The 24,895-nt window shown below is 73.6% G+C and carries 17 protein-coding genes; 9 read left to right on the forward strand and 8 right to left on the reverse strand.

Annotated features, from left to right (window positions below):
• Positions 1-2: 2 nt before the first annotated feature.
• The 3 genes from AB0J21_RS33125 to AB0J21_RS33135 all read right to left on the reverse strand — a co-directional run bounded on the left by AB0J21_RS33125 (position 3) and on the right by AB0J21_RS33135 (position 6,222).
• The gene (locus AB0J21_RS33125; protein ID WP_363149877.1) at positions 3-1,520 is read right to left on the reverse strand and encodes a DUF5719 family protein; all 1,518 of its coding nucleotides are present in this window, start codon (positions 1,518-1,520) and stop codon (positions 3-5) included.
• Entirely contained in the window at positions 1,517-5,359 is a 3,843-nt protein-coding gene (locus tag AB0J21_RS33130) for a glycosyltransferase (RefSeq protein WP_363149891.1), read from the reverse strand. The genes AB0J21_RS33125 and AB0J21_RS33130 overlap by 4 nt, the downstream gene beginning before the upstream one ends.
• A 590-nt stretch (positions 5,360-5,949) precedes the next feature.
• Positions 5,950-6,222, reverse strand: coding sequence for a WhiB family transcriptional regulator (locus tag AB0J21_RS33135; protein ID WP_363149878.1), 273 nt, complete (start codon positions 6,220-6,222; stop codon positions 5,950-5,952).
• 755 nt (positions 6,223-6,977) lie between these two features.
• Here AB0J21_RS33135 and AB0J21_RS33140 point away from each other — a divergent pair.
• From AB0J21_RS33140 to AB0J21_RS33150, 3 genes are read left to right on the forward strand one after another with little or no spacing between them, the layout of a single operon-like run.
• Positions 6,978-7,487 carry a cysteine dioxygenase family protein gene (locus tag AB0J21_RS33140; protein WP_363149879.1) on the forward strand — a complete coding sequence of 170 codons (510 nt, stop codon included), beginning with the start codon at positions 6,978-6,980 and terminating at the stop codon, positions 7,485-7,487.
• Positions 7,488-7,544: 57 nt separating this feature from the next.
• On the forward strand, positions 7,545-8,504 hold the full coding sequence (cofD, locus tag AB0J21_RS33145; RefSeq protein ID WP_363149880.1) for a 2-phospho-L-lactate transferase: 960 nt from the start codon (positions 7,545-7,547) through the stop codon (positions 8,502-8,504).
• Positions 8,501-9,844 carry a coenzyme F420-0:L-glutamate ligase gene (locus AB0J21_RS33150; protein ID WP_363149881.1) on the forward strand — a complete coding sequence of 448 codons (1,344 nt, stop codon included), beginning with the start codon at positions 8,501-8,503 and terminating at the stop codon, positions 9,842-9,844. The genes cofD and AB0J21_RS33150 overlap by 4 nt, the downstream gene beginning before the upstream one ends.
• 87 nt (positions 9,845-9,931) lie before the next feature.
• Here the strand turns inward: AB0J21_RS33150 and AB0J21_RS33155 are convergent, their stop codons facing one another.
• The 3 genes from AB0J21_RS33155 to AB0J21_RS33165 form a co-directional block, all read right to left on the reverse strand.
• Entirely contained in the window at positions 9,932-10,834 is a 903-nt protein-coding gene (locus AB0J21_RS33155; RefSeq protein ID WP_363149892.1) for a DNA-3-methyladenine glycosylase 2 family protein, read from the reverse strand.
• A 231-nt stretch (positions 10,835-11,065) separates the two neighbouring features.
• Positions 11,066-12,157: an NDP-sugar synthase gene (locus AB0J21_RS33160; protein ID WP_363149882.1), complete on the reverse strand. Its 1,092-nt coding sequence runs from the start codon at positions 12,155-12,157 to the stop codon at positions 11,066-11,068.
• A 120-nt stretch (positions 12,158-12,277) separates the two neighbouring features.
• Complete coding sequence (locus AB0J21_RS33165; RefSeq protein WP_363149883.1) at positions 12,278-13,645, reverse strand: peptidoglycan recognition protein; 1,368 nt, start codon at positions 13,643-13,645, stop codon at positions 12,278-12,280.
• A gap of 138 nt (positions 13,646-13,783) precedes the next feature.
• Here AB0J21_RS33165 and AB0J21_RS33170 point away from each other — a divergent pair, with 138 nt between their 5' ends.
• The 4 genes from AB0J21_RS33170 to AB0J21_RS33185 all read left to right on the forward strand — a co-directional run bounded on the left by AB0J21_RS33170 (position 13,784) and on the right by AB0J21_RS33185 (position 19,866).
• Positions 13,784-14,539 (forward strand): TIGR03089 family protein, encoded by a 756-nt coding sequence (locus AB0J21_RS33170; protein WP_363149884.1) that lies wholly within the window; start codon positions 13,784-13,786, stop codon positions 14,537-14,539.
• Between the two features lie 318 nt (positions 14,540-14,857).
• Entirely contained in the window at positions 14,858-16,006 is a 1,149-nt protein-coding gene (locus AB0J21_RS33175; protein ID WP_363149893.1) for an LCP family protein, read from the forward strand.
• Positions 16,007-16,239: 233 nt separating this feature from the next.
• Positions 16,240-18,021, forward strand: coding sequence for an LCP family protein (locus AB0J21_RS33180; protein ID WP_363149885.1), 1,782 nt, complete (start codon positions 16,240-16,242; stop codon positions 18,019-18,021).
• A 375-nt stretch (positions 18,022-18,396) separates the two neighbouring features.
• Positions 18,397-19,866, forward strand: a complete 1,470-nt coding sequence (locus tag AB0J21_RS33185) for an LCP family protein (RefSeq protein WP_363149894.1) — start codon at positions 18,397-18,399, stop codon at positions 19,864-19,866.
• Between the two features lie 110 nt (positions 19,867-19,976).
• Here AB0J21_RS33185 and AB0J21_RS33190 read toward each other — a convergent pair whose 3' ends face one another.
• Positions 19,977-21,017, reverse strand: coding sequence for a glycosyltransferase family 2 protein (locus tag AB0J21_RS33190; RefSeq protein ID WP_363149886.1), 1,041 nt, complete (start codon positions 21,015-21,017; stop codon positions 19,977-19,979).
• A gap of 165 nt (positions 21,018-21,182) precedes the next feature.
• Here AB0J21_RS33190 and AB0J21_RS33195 point away from each other — a divergent pair, with 165 nt between their 5' ends.
• Entirely contained in the window at positions 21,183-22,691 is a 1,509-nt protein-coding gene (locus tag AB0J21_RS33195; protein ID WP_363149887.1) for an LCP family protein, read from the forward strand.
• Positions 22,692-22,846: 155 nt separating this feature from the next.
• Here the strand turns inward: AB0J21_RS33195 and AB0J21_RS33200 are convergent, their stop codons facing one another.
• Entirely contained in the window at positions 22,847-23,398 is a 552-nt protein-coding gene (locus AB0J21_RS33200) for an acyl-CoA thioesterase (RefSeq protein WP_363149888.1), read from the reverse strand.
• Between the two features lie 116 nt (positions 23,399-23,514).
• Between AB0J21_RS33200 and AB0J21_RS33205 the strand changes: the two genes are divergently transcribed.
• The gene (locus tag AB0J21_RS33205; RefSeq protein ID WP_363149889.1) at positions 23,515-24,807 is read left to right on the forward strand and encodes an LCP family protein; all 1,293 of its coding nucleotides are present in this window, start codon (positions 23,515-23,517) and stop codon (positions 24,805-24,807) included.
• The last annotated feature ends 88 nt before the right edge of the window (positions 24,808-24,895 follow it).

Below are 24,895 nucleotides of genomic sequence, written 5' to 3' on the forward strand. Positions count from 1 at the left end.
CTTCAGCGCTCCAGTACGCGCAGGTCCTGCCGGGTCCTCGGTACCCGTACGGTGCCGCGGTCGTCGGCCAGGGGCTGCACGGTGAACAGCGGGACCCCGTCGGCGGAGTCCGAGGTGGCGTCGAGCTCGCGGGCCGCGTACACCCCGGCGCCCGTGCCGCCCTCGGGTTCGAGGGTCAGCGCGTAGGTGCCGTCGCCGCCGCCCGGCGCGGGGGGTTCCACGGTCTGCGAGGTGCCCTTGCGCAGGCTGTACGTCTTGCTCGCCGCCGTGCCGCCCTTGCTGCCCGCCGAGGCCGTGACCTTGACCTCGGCGTTCGCCGTGGGGGCGGCGAGGGTCAGCTTCACGTGCTTGGCCCGGTTGCCCGCGACCGTGGCGCGGGGGCCGACGGGGGCGGTGGCCGGGATGAACGCGGTCTCCCGGTTGGCGCCCTTGCCGCGGGTCACCCGCAGCGCCGCGACGACGGGGGTCGAGCCGTCCTCCCCGCTCGGCGAGAGCACGAGGGAGCCGGCCTCGCCCCGGGTGAGCGCCCCGAGGTCGGCGGAGGCCGTCATCCCGGACTTGACGTGCAGGACCTCGTGGCCGGCCGGGGTGATCGAGCTGGACTTCCCGGCGAGCTGGATCTTCAGGTCGGCGTCCTCGGCCCCGGGGGCGAAGGCGACGAGCCGGACATCGGTCGCGTCGGCGGGGATGCCCGGCAGGACCAGCCGGGGCGCCGGGTCGGCGGACGGGGTCAGCCAGTCGGAGCCTGCCGAGGACTGGGAGGCGAGGACGGCGGTGGAGATCCGGCCGCTGCGCGCGGTGACGTGCGCGGTCAGGTCGTCCTCGGGGTCGTCGGTGAGCGTGGACAGCAGCACCGGGACGGTGGACAGCGGCGGGACCTGGATGGCCTCGCCGACCTCCGACTTCACGGCGCCCTTCGTCCCGTACAGCTCGATGTCCACGACGGTGGCGGAGTCGTCGGGGTTGGTGAGGTGGACGTAGTCGGAGCGGTCCTTCGCGGTGCTCACGCCCGGGAGCCAGAAGTCCGCGTCGGGGGCGCCGCAGCTCAGTCCGCGCAGGGAGCGGTCGGCCCCGGCGTCGATCGTCGTGGTCTGCTGCACGGTCCACCCGGGGGCGAGCGCCCCGGTCGCGAGGCCCACGAGGGAGGGTTCCTTGGAGCCCGAGACGCTCTTGCTGTCGACGGGCTTGCCCGGTTCCTTCGCGGTCAGGACCGGCTCCCCGGTCTTCACCGCCTCCTCGGCGTTCTTGCCGTCCTTGACCTCGGTCGGCGAGGGCCGCAGCTCCGCTGCGCCGCCGGACGCCGCGCCCGCGCTCTTCGGTGTGAACGTGCTGTACGCGGTCTCCGCGAGGTCGGAGTCGGACGGCGAGGGGCACAGCAGGCTGGACCGCTCGACGGGCAGGGTCTGCGCGGCCTGCGGGGCCGCCGCCCGCCCGTCCTCGGGCGAGGTGGCGGCGGCGACGCCGGTGAGGGCGGCGAGGGCGGCGGTCGCCGCGATGAGGGACAGGGTGCTGCGGTTCACTGGTTGCTCCCGTCACGGTGCTGCTCGCCCTGTTCGCCGTAGCCCTGGCCGTAGCGCCGCGGGTCGGCCGGGTCGTACACGGGCTGTGCGCCGGTGTCGTACGGCTGCTGCGTACCGGTGTCGTACGGCTGCGCGCCCGGGTCGTAGGGCGGCGGGCCGCCGGTGTCGTAGGGCTGGGCGCCCGGGTCGTACGGCGGCTGGGCCCCGGTGTCGTAGTGCTGCGGGTCGTAGGGCGGCCGGCTCCCGGTGTCGTACGGGTCCGGGGCGCCCTGCGGGTAGGGCGGCAGGGGGCCCGTGGCCGGGTCGGTGTCGTATCCGGGGTGTGCCCGGCCCTGGTCCTGGCCCTGCTCGGGGTACCCGTAGGGGTCGTAGGTGCCGCTCGCGTACGGGTCGGCCTGGTGGGGCTGTCCGTAGGACGCTTCGTGACCGGTGGAGCCGGACTGGTGCGCGCCCTGTTCCGCGTGGACGGCCTCCTGTGCGGCGGGGTCCTCCTCCGCGCCGGCCGGCGCGGTGCCGTCCCGCTCGGCCTCGGCGTCGGCCTGGGCGCGCAGCCGGCGGGCCCTGCGGCCCTCTCCGGAGACGGCCTGCTCGGGGAGGGCGACGGGCTCCTCGGGCAGGTCGTCGTCGACGTGCTTGCGGCGGCCCGGGAGGGCGAGGACGAGGAGGACGAGTCCGAGGAAGCCCTGGCTCCACACCCACAGGGTGTGGGTGAAGGGCGTGTCGTGGACGACGTCGAGGTGGCCGCCGCCCGCGGGCAGCTGGAAGCCCTGGGCCCAGCCGTCGAGGGTGACGGGGGTGAGCGGGCGTCCGTCGAGGGTGGCCTGCCAGTCCGGGTCGGCGACGTCGGCGAGGCGCAGGACGCGGCCCTCGCCGCCCGCCGGGACACGGGTGTGCAGTTCCACGGGGCCCGCGGGCACGGGCTGTGGGGCGCGGGACTTCTGGACGAGGGTCGCGCGGGCCACCTGGCGGTCCACGCGCCACAGGGAGCTGCCGTCCTGCCGGCTGAGCCGGGTCAGTCCGGGCGTCGCGTCCAGGACGCGGCTCATCTCGCGGGAGGAGCCGTCGCGCACCAGGACGTAGCGCACGGCGAAGCCGCCTAGCTCGTCGGCCTGGACCGCTCCCGAACCGGCGACGAGCCGCCCGACGACCTTGCCGAGACGGCTGTTGGTCCCGGCCGCGTCCAGCAGTTCGGCGTCGCCGAGGCGGCTGCCGGAGCCGCGTACGAGGGTGTAGGCGACCTCGCTGGCGCTGTCGCCGGCCAGGACGAGGGTGCGCGGCTGGTCCTCGGTGCCGCTCTCGGCGGCGACGAAGGCGGGGACCTGGACGGGGCTGCGGCGCTCCAGGGGGCCGTCGGCGCCTGAGACCATCCAGCCGACGGCGGCCACGACGGGGGCGAGCGCGGCGGCGAGGCCGATGAGCGCGGCGAGCGGCTGGCGCCAGCCGAAGCTCTGCTCGGCGACCCGGAAGCGGGCGCCCTGCGCGCCGATGAGCGCGGCGCCGAGCAGGGCGGCGCCCTCGACGAGGGTCGCGGGCCCGGCCCAGCCGGAGTGGTTGCCGAGCACCGCGAACAGGAGCGCCACGAGGGCGACCGCCCAGGCGGTGAGGACGGCGGTGCGGCGCTCGCTGCGCAGGAGGGCGGCGAGCGCGCTGAGCACGATGCCGAGGAACAGCAGGCCGCTGAGGGTGCCGGGGCCGCCCGGGCTCAAGCCGAGCAGGTCGCTCGCGCTCGCCGCTCCGCTCACGTCGTCGAAGCCGGCCTCGCGCAGGAAGCCGGTGGGCAGCAGCGTGAGGGACCACGGGGCGAGCACGAGCATCGGGGTGCCGAGGACGGCGAGCAGCCGCAGCCCGTAGGCGCGCAGCTCGCCGCGGCGCACGACGAGCACGGCGACGCCGAGGACGAGGGCGATCGGCCAGACCACGGGCGTGAACGCCATGGTCAGCGTGGTCAGCAGGGTGAGCGCCCAGGTCGCGCGCCAGGTTCCGCGCCGGCCGGTCAGTCCGCTCGCGGAGATCGCGGCGCGGGCCAGCAGCGGCAGGACGACGGCGAGGACGGCGGTGCCGATCCGGCCGGCGGCGAGGGCGCCGGTCACGGCGGGCAGGAAGGCGTAGGCGATGGCGGCCCACGCGCGCAGCAGCCGGGACTCGATCAGGGGCCGGGTCGCGAAGTAGGCGGTGCAGCCGGCCAGCGGCACCGAGCACACCAGCAGGAGGGTCACGGCGAGCGAGGTCGAGCCGAGTAGCACGGTGGCGAGGGTCGCCACGATCGCGAGGTAGGGCGGCGCGTTCTCGGTGCTGCCGGTGCCGACGGTGTGCCAGCTGTCCAAGTACGAGGACCACAGCGCGGCGGCGTCGGAGGGCGCGGGCAGCAGGGCGCCGCCCATGAGCGAGCCGCCGCCGAGGAGGTTGCGGCAGGCGACGAGGGAGAACACGAGGAGGACCGCGAACAGCACCGGCCCCGGTTTGCGGGCGAGGCGTTTGAGCCGCGCGAACTGTTCGATCTCCAGGTAGTCGCCCTCGTCCCCGCCGGGCCCGGACTCGACGACGCCGTGCCGGCCGGCGGAGGTGTCCTCGGCGGCGGTACGGCCCGCGACGCTGGACGCGACCTGTTCGGCCAGCAGCCGCAGGGTCGCTCCTGGCGGCGGGAAGAGCGGGCGCAGTTCGGCGGGCTCGACCTGGCTCACGCCCCGGCCCCTGCGGGCTTTCAGGACGCGGCCGGGGCGCAGCAGGACGGACAGCAGGCCGGTGATCTCGTCGACGGCCTGCCCGGGGACCTTGCCGACGAGGTAGGCGAGGGTGCGCAGCACGGTGCCGAGCAGGAGCCGGAACAGGACCCAGGGCAGGGCGGCCGTACGGGAGTTGACGAGCAGGGTGTGGACGGCGCCCGCCTTGTCGACGCGGTGCGGGCTGGTCGCGGTGCGGCCGACGCAGTCCACGGTGCGGCGTTCGCGGGAGGCGGCCTCCGCGTGCCGGACGACGGCGTCGGGGGCCACGAGGACGCGGTGCCCGGCGGCCTGGGCGCGCCAGCACAGGTCGATGTCGTCCCGCATCAGGGGGAGCCCGCGGTCGAAGCCGCCGAGTTCCTCGTAGACGTCGCGGCGCACGAGCATGCCGGCGGTCGAGACGGCCAGCACGGGCCGTACCTGGTCGTGCTGGCCCTGGTCCTGCTCGCGGCGGTCGAGGCCGGTCCAGCGGCGGCCGCTCGGGGCGATGGAGACGCCGACTTCGAGCAGTTGTCTGCGGTCGTACCAGCCGCGCAGTTTGGAGCCGACGATCGCGACGTCGTCGCGGCCGATCTCGTGTTCCGCCTCCACGGCGCCCAGCAGTGCGGCGAGGGCGCCCGGTTCGGGGGCGCTGTCGTCGTGCAGCAGCCACAGCCACTGCACGGGCTCGCCGTGCGGCAGCTCGGGGAGGTCGTAGGCCTCGTCGCGCCAGGTGCGGCTGACCGGGTCCCAGCCGCTGGGGCGCTTGAGGTAGGTCAGTTCCTCGGGGGTGAGGGTGCCCGCGACGCGCTGCGCCTCGTCGACGGCCGCGCCGAAGCCGGAGCGGCGCGCGAGGTGGAGCACGCAGTTGTCGCCCAGGGACTCGGCGAGCAGCCGCGCGGACTCGTCGGCGCTGCCGGTGTCGGCGGCGACCGCGTTCTGCACGGGGCGGTCCTGGCCGAGCACTCCGGCGAGGACCTCGGGCAGCCAGCGGGCACCGTCGTGCGCGACGAGTACCGCGGTGACGACATGGCGCGGGAACTCGGGTGGGCGGGTCGGATCGAGCCCGGCCCAGCGGGCGGGGGCCGACCCTGCGGTGGCGGCGTCGTAGTGGGCTGCCGAGTGGCTGTGCACGGACATCGAGGTACGGGCCCCGGTTCGATGGACTGCGGTGGACACGTGCGCCTCGTGGGGAGGCGGTGGTGTCTCGGACGGGGCCCCACACTAACGGCTGACACGAACACCGGTCCGCCGCCTGTGGACAACCCACGGGCGACGGACCGATCGTCATATCAGGCTATGTACGGCCCTGTCGGGCCGAGGGGGAGGCGAAGCCTCCGGAAGCTTGTCGACGCGGCTCCCGCAGAGGGCGTTCACCGGCCGGTTCGCGCACGGCGCGTTCGCCGGGCGGTCCCCGTACGGCGCGTTCGCCGGGCGGTCCCCGTACGGGCCGCCGCTCACCGGCCGGCTCGCGCACGGGGCCGGTATGGCGCGACGCGCGTACGGGGCGGATATGCGGCGCCTCGCGTACGGGTCGCCGCTCGCGTACGGATCGCTCCTCGCGCACGGGTCGCCGCTCGCGTACGGATCGTTCACCGGCCGGCCCGCGACGGACCGGTCGCCGACCGGCCGGACGGTACCGGCCCGCTCGCGTCGGCCCGCTCGCCCCGGACGGTGTGCGCGGGGCAGCGCGCGGATCGCACCGTGCGCGATCCGGCCCGCGGACCGCTTCAGACCGCGGCCTTCTTGAGGCGACGGCGTTCCCGCTCGGAGAGTCCGCCCCAGATACCGAAGCGCTCGTCGTTGGCGAGCGCGTACTCCAGGCATTCCGAGCGCACCTCGCACGCCAGGCAGACCTTCTTGGCCTCGCGGGTCGATCCACCCTTTTCGGGGAAGAACGATTCCGGGTCGGTCTGGGCGCACAGCGCGCGCTCCTGCCAGCCCAGCTCCTCCTCGGCATCCATCGCGTCGCCGACCAGCAGTTCCTGAAACAGCTCGGTCATCTGCGCCCCTCGTCTGTCTTTACGTCCCCGTGATGCCGCCGTTACCGATGGCGACCAAACGACACGAGTGAAATTACAAGTGTGCTGATCCGGGGCAGTCAAGCCGAGATCTGCTATTGGGCCCCTTATTCACTCTGCGGAACCAAGGGGGTACGGAAAGTGTTCAAATCGGTCTAAACCGCAACACACTTCCGGCTCCGCCGTGTGGGGACCCTCATCACCTGAGAGGACGTCACCGCACCGGAGCCCGTTGCCCGGAGAGCTTCACTGCGAGCCGGATCACAGAACCATCACGAGCTGACAACGGCGTTTCCATAAACCGGCTGCTGCCCCATGTGTCCCGTGGAAACGCTGCACAAACCTTTCAGCAGTGCGCTCGACCCGATGGGGTGAATCACCTTCCGGGCCCTGGTCATCAGTTGACATCACCTGTGTAAGGCGCTTGCCTAGTGGGCATGCTCGCGTCTTCAGCCACTTTCCGGACCTGCTCCCGCAGGGCTCTCGGTGCTGCCCGCACGCGAAGCGATGTCGCCTCCCTCTGTACGAGCCCGCTCAGCACGCGCCCCCTGTGTACCGGCGCGTGCGCGTACTCCTGTACGTGTTGTGGTCGCGGTCTCTGAAGGCTGACGCCGTCCGCCCGTCCCGCCCGGGACCGGCCCCCGCGCACCGCCGTACCGCGCCTCTCTCCTGTGTCTTCCCCCGTGTCTTCGCGCGCCTGAGCGCGCCCTTCGTACTCGCCGAGGAACCACTCCCCCATGAACAGCGACAGCGATCTCCAGATCGCCGGGGACCTCCTTGAGGTCCCGCACCTGCTCCGCCCCGCCCGTGAGCATCCCGAGACGGTGGCCGAGTTCGCCGGTCTCGCCCGGGCCGTGGCCGCCGAGCCCGCGCAGTGGGCCCCGCTGGTCCGCTACGACGCGAGCAGCCGCTGGTACCACCGGCTGCGCACCGGGCCCGGTTACGAGGTGTGGCTGCTGTCCTGGCTGCCCGGTCAAGGCAGCGGAGCCCATGACCACGGCCCCTCCAGCGGCGTACTCACCGTTCTGGCGGGCGAGTTGACCGAGCGCACGCCGCGCGCGGAGCACCGGCTCGGCGTGGGGGCGCAGCGCGTGTTCGCCCCGGGTTACGCGCACGAGGTGGTCAACGGGAGCCTGGAGCCGGCCGTGAGCCTGCACGTCTACCACCCGGGGCTCACCGAGATGCCGATGCGGGCCCTGCACGCCGCGGCGAGCTGCGCGACCCCGGCGGCGGCCGGCCCGCGCTGACCCTTCGTCGCCCGACCGGGCCGCGGAGACCGGGGTCCGCCTGAGAGACTTGTCCCCATGCGCATTGTTGTTCTGGCCGGAGGTATCGGCGGTGCTCGTTTCCTGCGGGGCCTTCAGCGGGCCGTGCCGGAGGGCACGGACATCACAGTCATCGGCAACACCGGTGACGACATCCATCTGTTCGGGCTCAAGGTGTGCCCGGACCTCGACACCGTGATGTACACGCTGGGCGGTGGCATCAACGAGGAGCAGGGCTGGGGGCGCTCGCAGGAGAGCTTCCGGGTCAAGGAGGAGCTGGCCGCGTACGGGGTCGGCCCGGAGTGGTTCGGGCTCGGCGACCGGGACTTCGCGACGCACATCGTGCGCACCCAGATGCTGGACGCGGGCTATCCGCTGAGTGCCGTGACCGAGGCGCTGTGCGAGCGCTGGCAGCCCGGGGTGCGGCTGATCCCGATGTCCGACGACCGCGTCGAGACGCATGTCGCCGTCGAGGCGGACGGGGAGCGCAAGGCCGTGCACTTCCAGGAGTACTGGGTGCGGATGCGGGCCTCGATGCCCGCGCTGGCCGTGGTCCCGGTGGGCGCCGAGCAGTCGAAGCCGGCACCCGGGGTGCTGGAGGCCATCGCGGAGGCGGACGTCGTGCTCTTCCCGCCGTCCAACCCGGTCGTGTCGATCGGCACGATCCTCGCGGTGCCCGGTATCCGGGAGGCCATCGCGGAGGCGGGGGTCCCGGTGGTCGGGCTCTCCCCCATCGTCGGGGACGCCCCGGTGCGCGGGATGGCCGACAAGGTGCTGGCCGCCGTCGGCGTCGAGTCGACGGCCGCCGCCGTCGCCGAGCACTACGGGGCCGGGCTGCTCGACGGGTGGCTCGTGGACACGGTGGACGCCGGGGCGGTGGAGCGGATCGAGGCCGAGGGCATCCGCTGCCGGGCCGTACCGCTGATGATGACGGACCTGGACGCCACCGCCCGGATGGCCCGCGAGGCCCTCGATCTCGCCGAGGAGGTACGGGTATGAGTACCGAGCCCTCCGCCGCGTCCGCCCGGCCCGCCGGGCCTGCCGCCGGTTACCGGGTGTGGGCCGTGCCCGGGCTGCCCGAGGTGCGGCCGGGGGACGATCTCGCGAAGCTGATCGCCGGGGCCGCCCCGGAGCTGGCCGACGGGGACGTCCTGCTCGTGACCTCCAAGATCGTGTCGAAGGCGGAGGGCCGGATCGTGGCCGCCGACTCCCGCGAGGAGGCCATCGACGCGGAGACGGTGCGAGTGGTGGCGCGGCGCGGGACGCTGCGCATCGTCGAGAACCGGCAGGGCCTGGTCATGGCGGCCGCCGGGGTCGACGCCTCCAACACCCCCGCCGGGACGGTGCTGTTGCTGCCCGAGGACGCCGACGCCTCAGCGCGCGTCCTGCGGGAGGGGCTGCGGGCCGCGCTCGGCGTGGACGTCGGGGTCGTGGTCACCGACACCTTCGGGCGGCCCTGGCGCAGCGGGCTGACCGACGTGGCGATCGGCGCGGCCGGGGTGCGGGTCCTCGACGACCTGCGCGGCGGCACCGACGCGTACGGCAATCCGCTGAGCGCGACGGTCGTGGCGAGCGCCGACGAACTGGCCGCCGCCGGGGACCTCGTGAAGGGCAAGGCGGCGGGCCGCCCGGTGGCCGTCGTGCGCGGTCTGCCGCACCTGCTGTCGGCGGACGGGGACGAGCCGGGCGCCCGGGCGCTGGTGCGCGGGGCGCGCGACGACATGTTCCGGCTGGGCACCTCCGAGGCGGTACGGGAGGCGGTCACCCAGCGGCGTACGGTGCGCGCCTTCGCCGACGAGCCGGTCGACCCGGGGGCGGTACGGCGTGCCGTGGCCGCCGCCGTCACCGCGCCCGCCCCGCACCACACGACGCCGTGGCGGTTCGTGCTGCTGGAGTCGGAGCCGGCCAGGAAGCGGCTGCTGGACGCGATGCGGGAGGCGTGGATCGCGGATCTGCGCCGGGACGGCAAGAGCGAGGAGTCGGTCGCGAAGCGGGTGCGGCGCGGGGACGTGCTGCGCGCGGCGCCGTATCTCGCGGTGCCGTGTCTCGTGATGGACGGCTCGCACCACTACGGCGATCCGCGCAGGGACGCCGCGGAGCGCGAGATGTTCGTGGTCGCGGCCGGGGCCGGGGTGCAGAACTTCCTCGTCGCGCTCGCCGGGGAGCGGCTGGGTTCGGCGTGGGTGTCCTCGACGATGTTCTGCCGCGAGGTCGTCCGCGAGGTGCTGGAGCTGCCGGACACCTGGGACCCGATGGGCGCGGTGGCGATCGGCCACCCGGCGGCCGAACCGGCGGCCCGGCCCGCCCGGTCGGCGGAGGAGTTCCTGACGGTGCGCTAGGCGGTACGCACGGCGGGGGCGGGGCGCGCGGGGCCGGAGTCGGGACGGGGGCCGTCGGTGCTCGCGGTCCGCTCCGGCCCCGGCGTCTCACAGCAGCCCGATGTCCGTCCTCGGCATCTTCGGGGCGCGGCGGGGCGGGGTGTGGCCGGTGAGCAGGATGTAGCGGGCGGCGCGGTGGCGCTGGCCCGCGTACGGGGCGAGCAGGCCGAGCATCGTGGCGTCGTCGGCGTCGCGGTCCCCGGCCAGGGCGTAGCCGACGATGCGGGGCAGGTGCAGGTCGCCCGTCGTGATCTCGTCGGGGGCGCCGTGGGTGCGCTGCACCACTTCGGCGGAGGTCCACGGGCCGATGCCGGGGATCACTTCGAGGCGGGCGCGGGCCTCGGCGGGGGTCAGGTGCGCCGCCTCCTCCATGCGGGCGGCGACGCGTACGGCGCGCAGGATCGTCGAGGCGCGTTTGTCGTCCACACCCGCCCGGTGCCACTCCCAGGACGGGACGAGTGCCCAGGTGCGGGGCGCGGGCATCGCGGCCATCCGCTCGGGCGCGGGCCCGGGCGCGGGTTCGCCGAAGCGGGTGACCAGCCGGCGCCAGGCGCGGTACGCCTCGTCGGCGGTGATCTTCTGCTCCAGTACGGAGGGGATCAGGGACTCCAGGACCAGTCCGGTGCGGGTCAGGCGCAGGTCGGGGACGCGGCGGTGGCTGTGGGCGATCAGCCGGTGGCGGGGGACGAACTCCTCGGGCCGGTCCTCGGCGCCGAGCAGCGCCGGGAGCCGGTCGAGGAGCCATGCGGCGCCGGGACCCCACGCCTGGGCGCTGACCTCGCACCCGCGTGCGGTGACCCGCAGCGTGCCGGCGCCGAGCGGGGTGCGGCTGACGCGCCACACCGCGCCGTCCTGGGTCAGCCGGAAGGTGGGGTCGCCCGGTCCTCTGCGCAGCGGGCCGAGCACCCGCGCCAGGTGCGGCGGGACGGCGGCCGTCCAGGTCCGGGCCAGGGCGGTTTCGGTGCCCCCGCCGACGCCCCCGCCGGTACGCGCTCCGGGCAGGCGCGGGCCGCCCCCGGAGGGGCTGGGGGTGCGCAAGGGGAAACGGCCGGCCACCCGGCGAGCGTACCGGGAGGGAACGGGGACCCGTGGGGGCCGGGGACCGGGTATAGGTCACACGGGGCCGGCGGGGGCCGGGGACAGGTCACACGGGGGCGGACGGCGGGGCCGCGCGCCGCCCCGTCACTGGTCCGAGGAGAACCGTACGGAGCCGTCCGGCAGGTGGGCGCCGCACCACACGCGGACGCCGCCGCGCAGTTCGTTGTCGGCGCCGACGACCGCGCCGTCCCCGATGACGGCGCCGTCCAGGACGGTGCGCTCCCCGATCCGGCTGGAGGCACCGACCAGGGAGTCGCGGACGACGGCGCCCGCGCCGACGACCGCGCCGTCCAGGACCGTGCTGCCCTCGACGCGGGCGCCCTGGCCGATGACGGCCCCCTCGCCGACGACGGTGCCGCCGGTGAGCTTGGCGTCCTGGGCGACCTGGGCGGTCGGCAGGACGAGGTGTTCGCCGCAGCGGCCGGGGACCGCCGGGGAGGGGGCGTGGCCGAGGACGAGGTCGGCGGAGCCGCGCACGAAGGCCTGCGGGGTGCCCAGGTCGAGCCAGTACGTCGAGTCGACCATGCCCTGGAGGTGCGCGCCGGACTCCAGCAGGCCGGGGAAGGTCTCGCGTTCGACGGAGACGGGGCGGCCCTGCGGGATCGAGTCGATCACCGAGCGGCGGAACACGTACGCGCCCGCGTTGATCTGGTCGGTGACGATCTGCTCGGGTGTCTGCGGCTTCTCCAGGAAGGCCAGCACCCTGCCCTCGGCGTCGGTCGGGACGAGGCCGAAGGCGCGCGGGTCCTCGACCCGGCTCAGGTGCAGGGAGACGTCCGCGGCGCTGTCGACGTGGGTCGTCACGAGCGCCTCGATGTCGAGGCCGGTGAGGATGTCCCCGTTGAAGATGAGGACGGGGTCGCCGGGCCCGGACTCCAGGTGGCCGGCGACGTTGCGGATCGCGCCGCCGGTGCCGAGGGGTTCGCGTTCGGTCACGTAGTCCAGGCGCAGGCCGAGGGCCGAACCGTCGCCGAAGTACGGTTCGAACACCTCGGCCAGGTAGGAGGTGGCGAGCACGATGTGCTCGACGCCTGCGGCGCGGGCGCGGGCCAGCTGGTGGGCGAGGAAGGGGACGCCCGCGGCCGGGACCATCGGCTTGGGGGTGTGCACCGTGAGCGGGCGCAGTCGGGTGCCCTTTCCGCCCACCAGGAGGATCGCTTCCGCTGCCTGAGTCACTATGACTTCTCTGCTTCCTGCTGGGGCCGGCCGAACTGTCTTTCGGCCGGACAGTTTATGCAGATCTTTCCGGCGGCCCCCGCCAGTGCCCCGGGAATCCGGTCCGCGCCCGGCCCGTGGTCAGCGCCCTTGCAGGGCAGCCGCCTTGGTGCGGATCGTGCCGAGTTTCCGGTACAGCCGCTCTCCCGGGCATTCGGTGGAGAATCCGTCGCGATGTCCGGAAATGACGTTCATGCTGACGCTCTCTCCTTTCTCGTACAGATTGCCGCCGTCGGAGACGAGCGTGACCTTGCCCTGGGGATCGCGCCCGTGCAGGCCGAGTTTCCAGGCGGTGAGCGCGGCCACCGCGTCGAGCGCGGCGGCGGAGGGCTCGGTCTCGGTGTACGTGCCGAGGACGGCGATCCCGGTGCTGTCGGTGTTGAACCCGAGGGTGTGGGCGCCCATGACGGGCTTGTCGACCCCGCCGGCCCGCCCCTCGTAGACGTTCCCGCATTTGTCGACGAGGAAGTTGTAGCCGATGTCGCGCCAGCCGCTGCTCTCGACGTGGAACCGGTAGATGCCGCGAATCACCGAGGGCGCCTGTTCGCAGGTGTAGTCGTTGCCCTCGGCCGTGTGGTGCACGAAGGCGGCCTTGACGGTGTTGGTGTAGCTGAACTCCTGCTCCCGCAGGTCCTCGTCGGCGCCCCAGCCGGCCCGGGTGACGATGCGCGGGCGGGGGCCGATGTGCGCCTCGCCCGACGTGACGCCCTCCGCGCCCTGGGCGCGGGCCTCGCGTTCGGTGGCCGCCTGGTCGAGGGCGGGCAGCGCCGCGCCGTCCGCGCCGGGGTCGGTGCCGGGGCCGGTGTCCGGGTCGGCGGTGCGGGGGGTCTGGCCGGCCGGTGCCTCGCCCGGGTCGACCAGTTCGAGGTGGAGCCCCTTGGGCAGCGGGGCGTCCGTGGCCTCGCGGGTGACCTTCAGTTCGACGGCGTCCGAGGCACCGACCCACACGGGGGCGGTCGATCCGCGCAGCGCCGGGGAGCGGGACTCGGCGCTGTCCCGGTCGGCGGCGTGCTCCGCGTCGTGCGTGTTCAGTTGCCGCCAGGCGCCCCACTTCCCGGTGGCGGCGTCGCGGGTGCGCAGTTCGACCCGGGCGTTCAGTTCGCGCGAGGGGTCGTCCCACACGACTCCGGCGAGCGAGAAGGGGCGCACCTCGCGGCGTTCGACACCCTCGCCCGGCGAGACGCCGGTGGAGCGGTCGTCGGGGAGCGGGGTGAGCGCGAGCGACTGGGTCGAGCCGGGGACGGCGCCCTCGGAGCGCGGCGCGCCGGGCGCGGCGGCCGGCGGGCGTACCGCGTGCGGGTCGGTGCGGCGGTCGGTGGGCGGGTCCGGGTAGTGGGTGACGGTGTGTGCGGCGGGGGTGCCCGCCGGGGAGGCGAGGGCGGGTCCGGCGAGCGGGAGGGCGAGGACGGCCGCGGTGACGCTTGCCGAGGAGACCAGAAGAGAGCGCATAAAACAGATAGTGGACATATCGTCATGAGGCTGTCTACGGGGCGTCGTCGGCGTGTCGCGCGCGGTCACCGCGCGGCCCGCTCCCGGCGGGTGGCGACCGCTCCGCGCCGCGCCGGGCGGGCCGCGTAGCCTTGCCGCGTGACCGCTCTCGACCGCACCCCCGCCGACCTGCTGCGATCCGCGCTCGACACGGACCCGGGCCGCCCCCTCGTGACCTTCTACGACGACGCGAGTGGTGAACGCGTCGAACTGTCCGTGGCCACCTTCGCCAATTGGGTGGCCAAGACCGCGAACCTGTTGCAGGGCGATCTCGCGGCCGGGCCCGGTGACCGGCTCGCGCTGCTGCTGCCCGCGCACTGGCAGAGCGCGGTGTGGCTGCTGGCCGCCGCCTCCGTCGGCGTGTGCGTCGAGGTGGGCGGCGATCCCTCCCGCGCGGACCTGGTGGTGAGCGGCCCCGACTCCCTCGACGCGGCGCGCGGCTGCCGGGGGGAGCGGGTGGCGCTCGCGCTGCGCCCGCTGGGCGGCCGCTTCCCGCAGCCGCCGGAGGGCTTCCTCGACTACGCGGTGGAGGTGCCGGGGCAGGGCGACCGGTTCGCGCCCTTCGCGCCGGTGGACCCCGAGGAGCCCGCGCTCGTCGTGGGCGGTACGGAGCTGACCGGGCTCCAGCTCGTGGAGCGGGCCACCGGCGACGCCGAGGTCCTCGGGATCGGGTCCGGCGGGCGGCTGCTCTCGGGCCGCCCGTTCGGCACGTGGGAGGGCCTGTCGGCCGGGCTGTACGCGCCGCTGGCGGCGGGCGGCTCCGTCGTCCTGTGCCGCCACCTGGACCGGCTCGCTCCCGGGGCCCTGGAGCGCCGGGTCGCCGACGAGCGGGTGACGGCGCCGGTCGTGTCCTGACGGCGCACCGCCCCCTTCCGTCGTCGCGCGGCACTCCTCGCGCCGTAACGGCCCCGCCCCGCGTACGCCCCGGACGGGCGCGCCCGTTCACCCGTCCGGCCCAGCGCGGGCCGGGGCGGCGAGCCGGGAGGGCCCGGGCGGTCCATGGTCGGAGGAGGACGACCAGGCAGCCGGGCCCTGGCGCGCAGGAGCACGAGGGGTGGACGCCGAGTGGCCGACAGCGCAGACACTCCCGAGGGCCAGGACGGGCCCGGCCCCCACGGTGCGGGCGGCCGGGACGGCGAGGCCCACGGCCCGGACGAGGGGAGCGGCGGCGCCGTGCCCCCGGGCCGGCGCGGGAGGCGTCACTGGCTGCGGTGGGGCGCCGCCGGGGTGTCCGTCCTGGTGCTGGCCGCCGGCGGGGTCGGCTGGGGGCTGTACAGCAAGCTGAACCACAACATCAGCCAGGACGAGCGGGCCGCCGCCGAACTGCGCCGCTACGAGCGCGAGCGTCCGGACAACGTCGCGAAGGGCGCGCAGAACGTGCTGCTCATCGGCTCGGACTCGCGGGCCGGGGAGAACGGCGAGTACGGCAGGGACGTCGGCACCCAGCGGTCGGACACGACGATCCTGCTGCACGTGTCGGCGAAGCGGGACCGGGCCACGGCCGTCTCGCTGCCCCGGGACCTCATGGTCGCGATCCCCGGCTGCCGGGGGCCCGGCGGTGGCCGCACCGGGGAACGCTTCGCGCAGTTCAACTGGGCGTTCGAGAACGGCGGTACGGCGTGCACGGTCCGTACCGTCGAGAAGCTCACGAACGTGCGGGTCGACCACTACATGGTGGTGGACTTCGAGGGCTTCAAGAAGATGGTGGACGCGGTCGGCGGGGTCCGGGTGTGCCTGCCGCAGCCGATCGACGACCGGGAGGCGCACGTCCGGCTGGGCTCGGGGACCCAGAACCTCGACGGTGAGCAGGCCCTCGGCTACGTACGGGCGCGCAAGAGCCTGGGCAACGGCAGCGACACCGACCGCATGGACCGCCAGCAGCGCTTCCTGGCCTCCCTCGTGGCGAAGATGCGCGGCGGGGACGTCCTGTTCAACCCGGCGAAGCTGTATCCGGTGCTGGACGCGGCGACCTCCTCGCTGACCACGGACTCGGGACTCGCGAGCCTGCGGGACCTGTACGAGCTGGTGCGCGGCCTGCGCTCGATCCCCAGCTCGCGGGTGCGGTTCCTGACGGTGCCGCGCGAGTCGTACGTCAGGAACCCCAACCGCGACCAGCTCAGGCAGCCGGACGCCGCGCGGCTCTTCGCGCAGCTGCGCGAGGACGCCCCGGTGACGGTGGATCCCTCGCCCTCCACTTCTCCGTCCGCCTCCCCGTCGGCGAGTCCTTCGGGGGTGCGGGAGAGCGCGGGGACGAGGGCCCCGAGACCCCCGGGCGCGACAGCCACCGGGACGGCTTGTCCGGCACCGCAAGTAAAGGAATGACCGTCACGCGGTCAACCCCTTCCGTAATTGCCATGGAATGCCCGCTTATAAGGGAAGTGGAATGTGTCACCGCCGTCCCTACGGGGCGAAAGTGGCCGCTAGGGTGAGCGTCCCGGTGGGCGCGCGACCCTGTCGTGCGCCGCCGAACAACCGAGCGTCTCCCGCCGGATTCCTCCGACCCACCTGGAGGGCGGGGTGGCGCCGCGTGGCCCTGACGGAGGATTTGGACAACCGTGGACGCGCAAGGCCGTGGGCGGGGGGACGACATCGACCCCGCAGACCAGTGGGTACTGAATCCGCAGACCGGCGATTACGAACTGCGACTGGACACCTCCGCACCGCAGTCGCCCCGCGTGCCGGGGGCCCGGCGCCCACCGTCCGCGCGGAGCGCGCGCGCCCCTGAGGCCCGGGGCCGCGGCAACGGCCCGCCGCCCCGGCCGGAACGCGAGCGCTCCGCCGCACCGACCGTGCCCGCGCAGGGCGGCCGGGCCAGGGCGCGCAAGGAGGCCGCCGCGCCGCCGGGCGGGGGCCGGGCCGCGAAGCGCCGGGCGGACAAGGGCGGCGGGAAGAAGAAGGCGCTGATGTGGACGGCGGGCGGCCTCGGCTTCGTCCTGGTCGCCGTCGCGGGCACCGGCTTCTTCCTGTACCGGCACTTCAACGGCAACCTGGAGACGATCGACACGGCGGGGGCGGGCTCCAGGGAGGTCGCGCGGCACGACACCCCGCTGAACATCCTCGTCATCGGCACCGACAAGCGCACCGGCAAGGGCAACGAGGGCTACGGCGACAAGAACAGCGTGGGCCACGCCGACACCAACATCCTGCTGCACGTGTCGGCGGACCGCAGCAACGCGACGGCGCTGAGCATCCCGCGCGACCTGATCACGGACATCCCGGCCTGCCCGACCAAGCAGGAGGACGGCAGCACCGAGACCGTCCCCGGGACGCAGCACGTCCGCTTCAACCAGAGCCTGGGCCAGGACGGCAGGGACCCGGGCTGCACGATGCGGACCGTCACCGAGCTGACCGGGCTGAAGGTCGACCACTTCATGATGGCCGACTTCAACGCGGTCAAGTCGCTGTCCACGGCGGTCGGCGGGGTCGAGGTGTGCGTGGCCAAGCCGGTCGACGACCCGGACTCGCACCTCAAGCTCCCGGCGGGCAAGAGCGTCGTGGAGGGCGAGCAGGCCCTCGCGTTCGTCCGGACCCGGCACAGTTTCGGCAACCACGGCGACCTCGACCGCATCCAGGTGCAGCAGCAGTTCCTCGGTTCGCTCGTGCGCAAGCTCAAGTCCGAGGGCACGCTGACCAGTCCGAGCAAGATGTTCAAGGTGGCGAACGCGGCGACGAAGGCGCTCAGCGTGGACGAGGGCATCGGCAGCCTCAGCAAACTCACCAAGCTGGGCATGGAGTTGCAGCACGTCGACCCGAAGAACATCACCTTCACGACGCTGCCGGTGGTCGACAACCCGGAGGAGCCGAAGCCGGTGACGGTCGTCGTCAACGAGGCGAAGGCCGATCCGCTGCTCGCCATGATGAAGGACGACGTCTCGCTCACCGAGGTCAAGGCGAAGGAGAGCAAGGCGGCCGACGCCAAGAAGAAGTCCGAGGACGCGCGGCTGAAGGGCACGCGGGCCGAGGCCTCCGAGGTGCGCGTCGAGGTCTACAACGGCGGTGACATCACGGGCGCCGCACAGGCCGAGCTGACCTGGTTGCAGAACAACCAGGGCGTCCTGAAGTCGAGTCAGCGGGGCAACGCGCCCAAGCAGGACACCACGACCCTCTCCTACGCCCCCGACCAGGCCGCGCAGGCCCGCAAGCTGGCGGATGTCATGGGGCTGCCGGGGTCGGCCCTGAAACCGGGTAAGAGCATCGAGAACGACCAGGGGCTGCCTGCGATGAAGCTGGTGCTCGGCAGGGACTTCAAGGGCGCGGGGATAGCGCTGAAGGCCCCGGCGAAGGCCCCTGCGGAGATTCAGCGCACCGAGGCGGACAAACAAGTGTGTGCCAAGTGATCAACGGCGGTGCCCCCGTCCCTCTCCGCGTACAACGTTTTCCACCGAAGACGTGTCTGGAGAAGGGCGGGGGCGCTGTCGTGGCGCGCGGCAAGGGGTGGGAAGGCAGGACGGACGATGGCTGGTGGCAGGGTGGGCGGGAAGGGGAGCGCCCGTGACGACCGGCAGACCGGGCAGGAGGCGGCGCCCGAGCCCGGGCCGGAGGGTCCCGTAACGCAGGAGGGGCCGGAGCCGGAGCCCGGACCGGAGGGCCCCGTGACGGAGGCGCCACCGGCGGCCCCCGAGGACGCCCGCCCCGAGGAGGGCCCGCCCGAGGGCCCGCACCCCGACGGGAAGCGGCCGGGGCCGAAGCGGCACGGTGGGGCGCGGCGCGCGCTGCGCTGGTCGGCGGTCACGCTCGCGGTGCTGATAACCGGGACGGCGGTGGCCGGTTACCTCTACTACGAGCACCTCAACGACAACATCCAGAAGGCGGACCTGACGGCCGGCACCCCGGAGCAGCGGCCGCCGGCGCCGAAGCCCAACACGGCCGGGCAGACCCCCCTGAACATCCTGGTGATCGGCTCGGACAGCCGTAACACCAAGGAGAACCTCAAGCTCGGCGGGGCCAGGTCCAGTGTGGGCGGCGCCCCGCTCGCCGACGTGCAGATGCTCGTGCACGTGTCGGCGGACCGCAGCAACATGTCGGTGGTGAGCATGCCGCGCGACACCCTGCTCAAGCTCCCCGAGTGCACCGACCCCGAGACCGGCGAGGTGTACCGCGCCACGACGGTCCGGCGGATGACCAACGAGTCCCTGGGGCGCGGCGGCCCCGGCTGCACGGTCGCCACCTGGGAGGCCAACACCGGTGTGCACATCGACCACTTCATGATGGTCGACTTCTCCGGGGTGGTCTCGATGGCGGACGCGGTGGGCGGGGTCCCGGTGTGCGTGGACCGGAACATCTACTCGCACACCTCCGCCGGCAAGGGCTCCGGCCTGAAGCTGGAGAAGGGCACGCACGCCGTGAAGGGCGAACAGGCCCTCCAGTGGCTGCGCACCCGGTACGGCTTCGGCGACGGCAGCGACATAGGACGCGCCCAGGCCCAGCACATGTACATGAGCTCCATGGTGCGGGAGCTGCGCGAGAACGCGACGCTGAGCAACCCCGGCAAGCTGCGTTCCCTCGCCGAGGAGGCGACCAGGGCGATCACCGTCGACGAGGGCCTCGGCAGCGTCAAGAAGCTGTACGACCTGAGCAACGACCTGCGCGCGGTGCCGCCCGAGCGCATCACGCTCGCGACGATGCCCTTCGTGTACGAGGGCGCGCGGGTCGCGCCGAAGGCGGGGGACGCGGAGAAGCTGTGGCGGCTGCTGCGCGAGGACGTGGCCCTCGACGGCAAGGACAAGAAGAAGCCGAAGGTCAAGGACATCAGTGACCAGGCGGCCCGGCCCGGGCAGATCGAGGTGTCGGTGCGCAACGCGACGGCCACCGGGCAGCTCGCCCTGGTCCCGGGCCGGGCGGGCACCCTCGCGACGGCGCTGAGCGGCGAGGGCTTCACGCTGGCCCGCGCCGACCAGCAGCACACCGAGCCCGAGGACCGTACCGTCGTGCGCTACCCCGGCACCGCGCAGGAGGCCGACGCGCAGTCCGTGGCGAAGGCCCTGAAGATCCCGCTGCGCCGGGTCAAGGAGAGCGCCGACGTCACCGGGGTCACGGTGATCGCGGGCTCCGACTGGCGCGAGGGCACGCGGTACCCGAAGAAGGACGATGACGACGACGACACGCTGCCGCTCTCGGCGGACGCGCTCAACGGCGCGGACGACTCGGCGTGCATGAAGGTGAACCCGGACTACAGCTGGTGACCTGACCTGACCCGGACCGGCCCGCCACGGGCCCGGTACGGGAACGGGGCGCCCTCCCGACGGAGGGCGCCCCGTTCACGTACGGAAGCGGCGGATGCGGGCGGACGCGGTCAGGACGCCGGGGTCTGCTCGGCGGTCACGGCGGGACGGCGGCTCGCGATGACCTTGCGGGCCAGGGAGCGCGGGCTGGTGAGGAAGCCCCAGCCCCAGCTCATGTGCATGGTGGCGAGGGCCACGGGGATCTGCGCGCGGGCCTTGAGCGACAGGCCCTTCCCGGCGGGCACGGAGCCCGCGACGATCGCCGCGAGGTAGCCGGCCGGGACGAGGAAGGCCCACGGGGTGAGCACGGCGCCCACCACGATGCCCGCGGCGATCGCGCACACGGCGGTGGGCGGCGCGAGGTAGCGGGGGTTGATCGAGCCCTCGTGGTAGCGGGCGACGACGTGCCGCCAGCGGCCGTAGTTCCGGTACTGCTTGGCGAGGGCCTTCACGCTGGGCCGGGGCCGGTAGGAGACGCGCAGCTCGGGCGAGAACCAGATGAGCCCGCCGGCCTCCCGGATGCGGAAGTTCAGCTCCCAGTCCTGGGCGCGGATGAACTCGACGTTGTAGCCGCCCTGCCGCTCCAGGGCCTCGCGGCGGAACACCCCGAGGTACACGGTCTCGGCGGGGGCCGCCTCGCCGCCGGTGTGGAAGGCGGCGTTGCCCACGCCGATCTTCGAGGTCATGGCGGCGGCGACGGCGCGTTCCCAGTCGTTCTCGCCCTCGGCGTGCATGATGCCGCCGACGTTCTGCGCCCCGGTCTCGGCGAGCAGGCGTACGGCGGTGTCGATGTAGCCGGGCGAGAGCATGCCGTGCCCGTCGACGCGGACCACGACGGGATGCCGGGAGGCCTTGATCGCGGCGTTCAGCGCCGCCGGGGTACGGCCCGTGGGGTTGGGCACGGTGCGCACCCGCGGGTCCTCGCGCACCAGCTCGGCGGCGATCTCGTCGGTGCGGTCGGTGGAGGGGCCGAGAGCGATGACGACCTCCATCTCACCCGCGTAGCTCTGCGCGAGGATGGCGCGCACGGCGTCGCGCAGATGCCGTTCCTCGTCAAGCACGGGCATGATCACGGAGACGGCGGGGCTCGGCGCGTCGGAGTTGGCGTTCATCGACGGTCACGTTACCGCCAATGGGGGGACGCGGCGCGTGCCGGATCGATCACTTCGGTCCGCTTCGGCCCGGCGGACGTACTGTCGCGCCCAGCTCTGTCCGATCGCTGTCCGAAGAGGAAGCTCAAGCCCCTTTTCGCCAGTCCAGCGCGGAGGTGCCCCGCTGTGCCGCCCCCCTCGTCCCGCCGTCCCGCCCCTCCGCGCCGCGCCCCGGTCCGCCGGGGCCGCCGTCCGCGCCGCGGGATCGTGCGCTGGGCGGCCAGGGGCTTCACGGGCTGTTCGCTCGCGGTGCTGCTGAGCGCGGGCGTCGGGCACACCGTGCTGGGCGGTATCGACGGGGAGCTGGGCCGGGTCGACGCGTTCAAGAACCTGGAGGACCGGCCGGACGCCGGGCACGGCACGAACGTGCTGCTGGCCGGGACGGACGGCCGGGACCGGATCACCAAGGACGAACGGAGGAAGTACCGGCTGGGCGGGGCGCCCTGCCACTGCACGGACACCCTCATGATCGTGCACCTGTCCGAGGACCGCTCCCGGGTCAGTGTGGTGAGCCTGCCGCGCGACTCGTACGCGATGCTGCCCCCGCACACCGACCGGACCTCGCACGAGCGGCACCACGCCCATCCCGTGAAGCTCAACGCGGCGTACGCGGAGGGCGGCCCGCAGCTCACCGTGCGGACCGTGGAGAAGCTGACCCAGGTCAAGATCGACCACTACCTGGAGGTCGACTTCACGAGCTTCATGCGGACCGTCGACGCCCTCGGCGGGGTCTCGGTCTGCACGGCCCGGCCGCTCAAGGACTCCTACACCGGCCTCGACCTGAGCCCCGGCACCCACGAACTGAACGGCGGGCAGGCCCTCCAGTACGTCCGTTCCCGGCATGTGGACGCCGCCTCCGACCTCGGCAGGATGCAGCGCCAGCAGCGCTTCCTCGCGGCGGTCGTGGACCGGGCCACGAGCACCGGGACGCTGCTGAACCCGGTGCGGCTGCGCGAGGTGGCGGGCGCGCTGTTCGGCTCGGTGCGCGCGGACCGCGGTTTCGGCCCCGAGCAGATTCTGGACCTCGCGCAGGCGATGCGGGGGCTGACCCCCTCGTCCTCGGAGTTCGTCTCGATGCCGCTGGCCGGCAAGGGGCGCTCGGTGCCGGGGATCGGGTCCACGCTGGTGTGGGAGCCGAAGCAGTCCGGGGCCCTGTTCGAGGCGCTGCGCGCGGACCGGCCGCTGGCCCACCACCGCACCACCGGCCGGGCCGCCCCGCCGAAGCAGGTGGACGTCCCGCCGCAGCAGATCACGGTGCGCGTGGAGAACGGCACGGGCGACGCCGAGCTGGTCCGCCGGGTCTCCGAGGCGCTGCACGCGACCGGTTTCCAGAGCACGACGGGCACCGCCCGGCCCCCGGAAACCCCGGAGGGCCGGACCACGGTCTTCCACGACCCGCGCTGGGACCGCTCAGCGAAGTCGGTCGCGACGGCCCTGCCCGGCGCACGGCTGACGGCCAGGCCCGGCCTCGGCGCGACGATCGAGGTCGTCACGGGCGAGACCTCCCACACGGTGACAAAGGTCCGCGCGGAGGACCCGGCCGCGGCCCCCAAGGAGAATCGTTACGGCGCGGTACGGGGCGACGAGGTCACCTGCGGAAAGCGGCACCCACAATCCAGCCCCTCCGGCGTTTGAGGAGCGGGGTCCGGGGCGGCACCCACAATCCAGCCCCTCCGGCGCTTGAGGAGCGGGGTCCGGGGCGGAGCCCCGAGAGGCTCACCACCCGGGGCCCGCACCATCCGCCGAGGCCCGGACCGGTACACGCCTCCACCCCGGGCGGAGCCCACACGTCACAGGTCCAGCCCCGACGCCATCCTCCGCTCCCGCAGCTCCTTGATCGCCCGGCGCCGAGCCAACCGGTGCGTACGGCGGATCTGCGCCTCCTGGAACCGGCGCTCGTCGCGCGCGGTCTCGGGCAGCACGGCCGGTACGGGCCGGGGCCGCCCCTCCGCGTCGATCGCGGTGAACACCAGGTAGGCGGTGCCGACCTGCTGTGCCGGAGTCGACTCGTTCCAGCGTTCGGCCATGACCCGCACCCCGATCTCCATCGAGGTCCGGCCGGTCCAGTTGACCTGCGCGTGGACGTGCACGAGGTCGCCGAGGCGGACCGGCAGCAGGAAGACCATCTCGTCCATCGAGGCCGTCACGGCGGGCCCGCCGGAGTGCCGTCCGGCCACCGCCCCGGCCGCGTCGTCGACCAGTTTCATGATCACGCCGCCGTGGCCGGTGCCGTACAGGTTGGTGTCGGTGGCGGTCATGATGTGCGAGAGGGTCGTGCGCGAGGCGGAGGTGGGCTTGCCCCCGGTGGTCCCCGGCCGCGCCCCCGGTGCCTGGTCAGTCATGCCGTCCACCCTATGCCGGGACATTCACCCCCGCTTTGCATCAGGTCTGCAACAGCCGGGCCCCGAAATCCCCACCGCCCTGTATGGGAGCGCCACCCGAACGGCAGACTGTCGGTATGAGCGATTGGCCGGACAGCCGGGGCGAGAACGGACGCGACAGCCGGGGCTACGGACGCGGGAGCTCCGCGCCGCAGCCCGAGGGCGCACGTGTCATGCCGCAGGTACGGCGCGGGGGCCCCGTCGCGCCGCCCGGCAGCCCGGTCCCGCAGCAGGGACGCGGACCGCAGCAGGACGGTTACTACCAGGACGGCGCGGGCGCCGACTACGACAGCGGCTACAACACCGGCCAGGTCTACGGCTCCCCCGGCGGCCCCGGACAGGGCGGCTCCGGCGGACCGGGCGGCCCGGTCCCCGCCCGTTCCCCGCGTCCGGCGCCGAACTGGGGCCGGCGCGTCAAGTGGACGGTCCTGGTCCTGGTCGTCGCCTTCGTGGTGACCAGCGTCTCCACGTACTTCTGGGCGAACGGCAAGCTGCGCCACGAGGTGGACCTGTCGAAGGTCATCGAGCGGCCCGACGGCGGCAAGGGCACCAACTACCTGATCGTCGGCTCGGACAGCCGCGAGGGCATGTCCGACGAGGACAAGAAGCGGCTGCACACCGGCTCCGCCGAGGGCAAGCGCACCGACTCGATGATGATCCTGCACGTCGGCGACAACGGGAACACGATGGTCTCGCTGCCGCGCGACTCGAACGTCACGATCCCGAAGTTCCGGGGTTCGGAGTCCGGCCAGATCAAGGGCCCGCTCGGCGCGAACAAGCTCAACGCGGCGTACGCCTTCGACGGTCCCGAGCTACTGGTGCGCACCGTCGAGTTCAACACCGGTCTGCACATCGACCACTACGCGGAGATCGGCTTCGACGGCTTCGCGAGCATCGTGGACGCGGTCGGCGGGGTCGAGCTGGACATCCCGAAGGCGTTCAAGGACAAGAAGTCGGGCGCCGACTTCCAGGCCGGGAAGCAGACCCTGGACGGCCAGCAGGCCCTGGCCTTCGTGCGCACCCGCTACGCCTTCGCGGCGAGCGACCTGGACCGGACGAAGAACCAGCAGAAGTTCCTCGCGGCCCTCGCCTCGCAGACGGCGACGCCCTCGACGCTGCTCAACCCGTTCAAGCTGTACCCGGTGATGGGCTCGGGCCTGGACACGCTCATCGTCGACAAGGACATGAGCCTGTGGAACCTGGCCTCGATGTTCTGGGCCATGAAGGGCGTCACGGGCGGCGACGGCAAGTCGATGAACATGCCGATCTCCGGCAGCGTCGGCGGCAACCTCCAGTGGGACATGCCGAAGGTCAAGCAGCTCGTGAGCGAGCTGAAGAACGACGAGAAGGTGACGGTCTCGGGCAACTAGTGTGATGCACCGGAAATCCTGGCGTTAAATTGCTACGGTTTCAGGATGTCGTTTTCGGGACGCTCTTCCGCCGAGTTCGTTTTGACCG

Origin of the sequence: Streptomyces sp. NPDC049954, assembly GCF_040656295.1 — a bacterium.
Classification (GTDB): Bacteria; Actinomycetota; Actinomycetes; order Streptomycetales; family Streptomycetaceae; genus Streptomyces.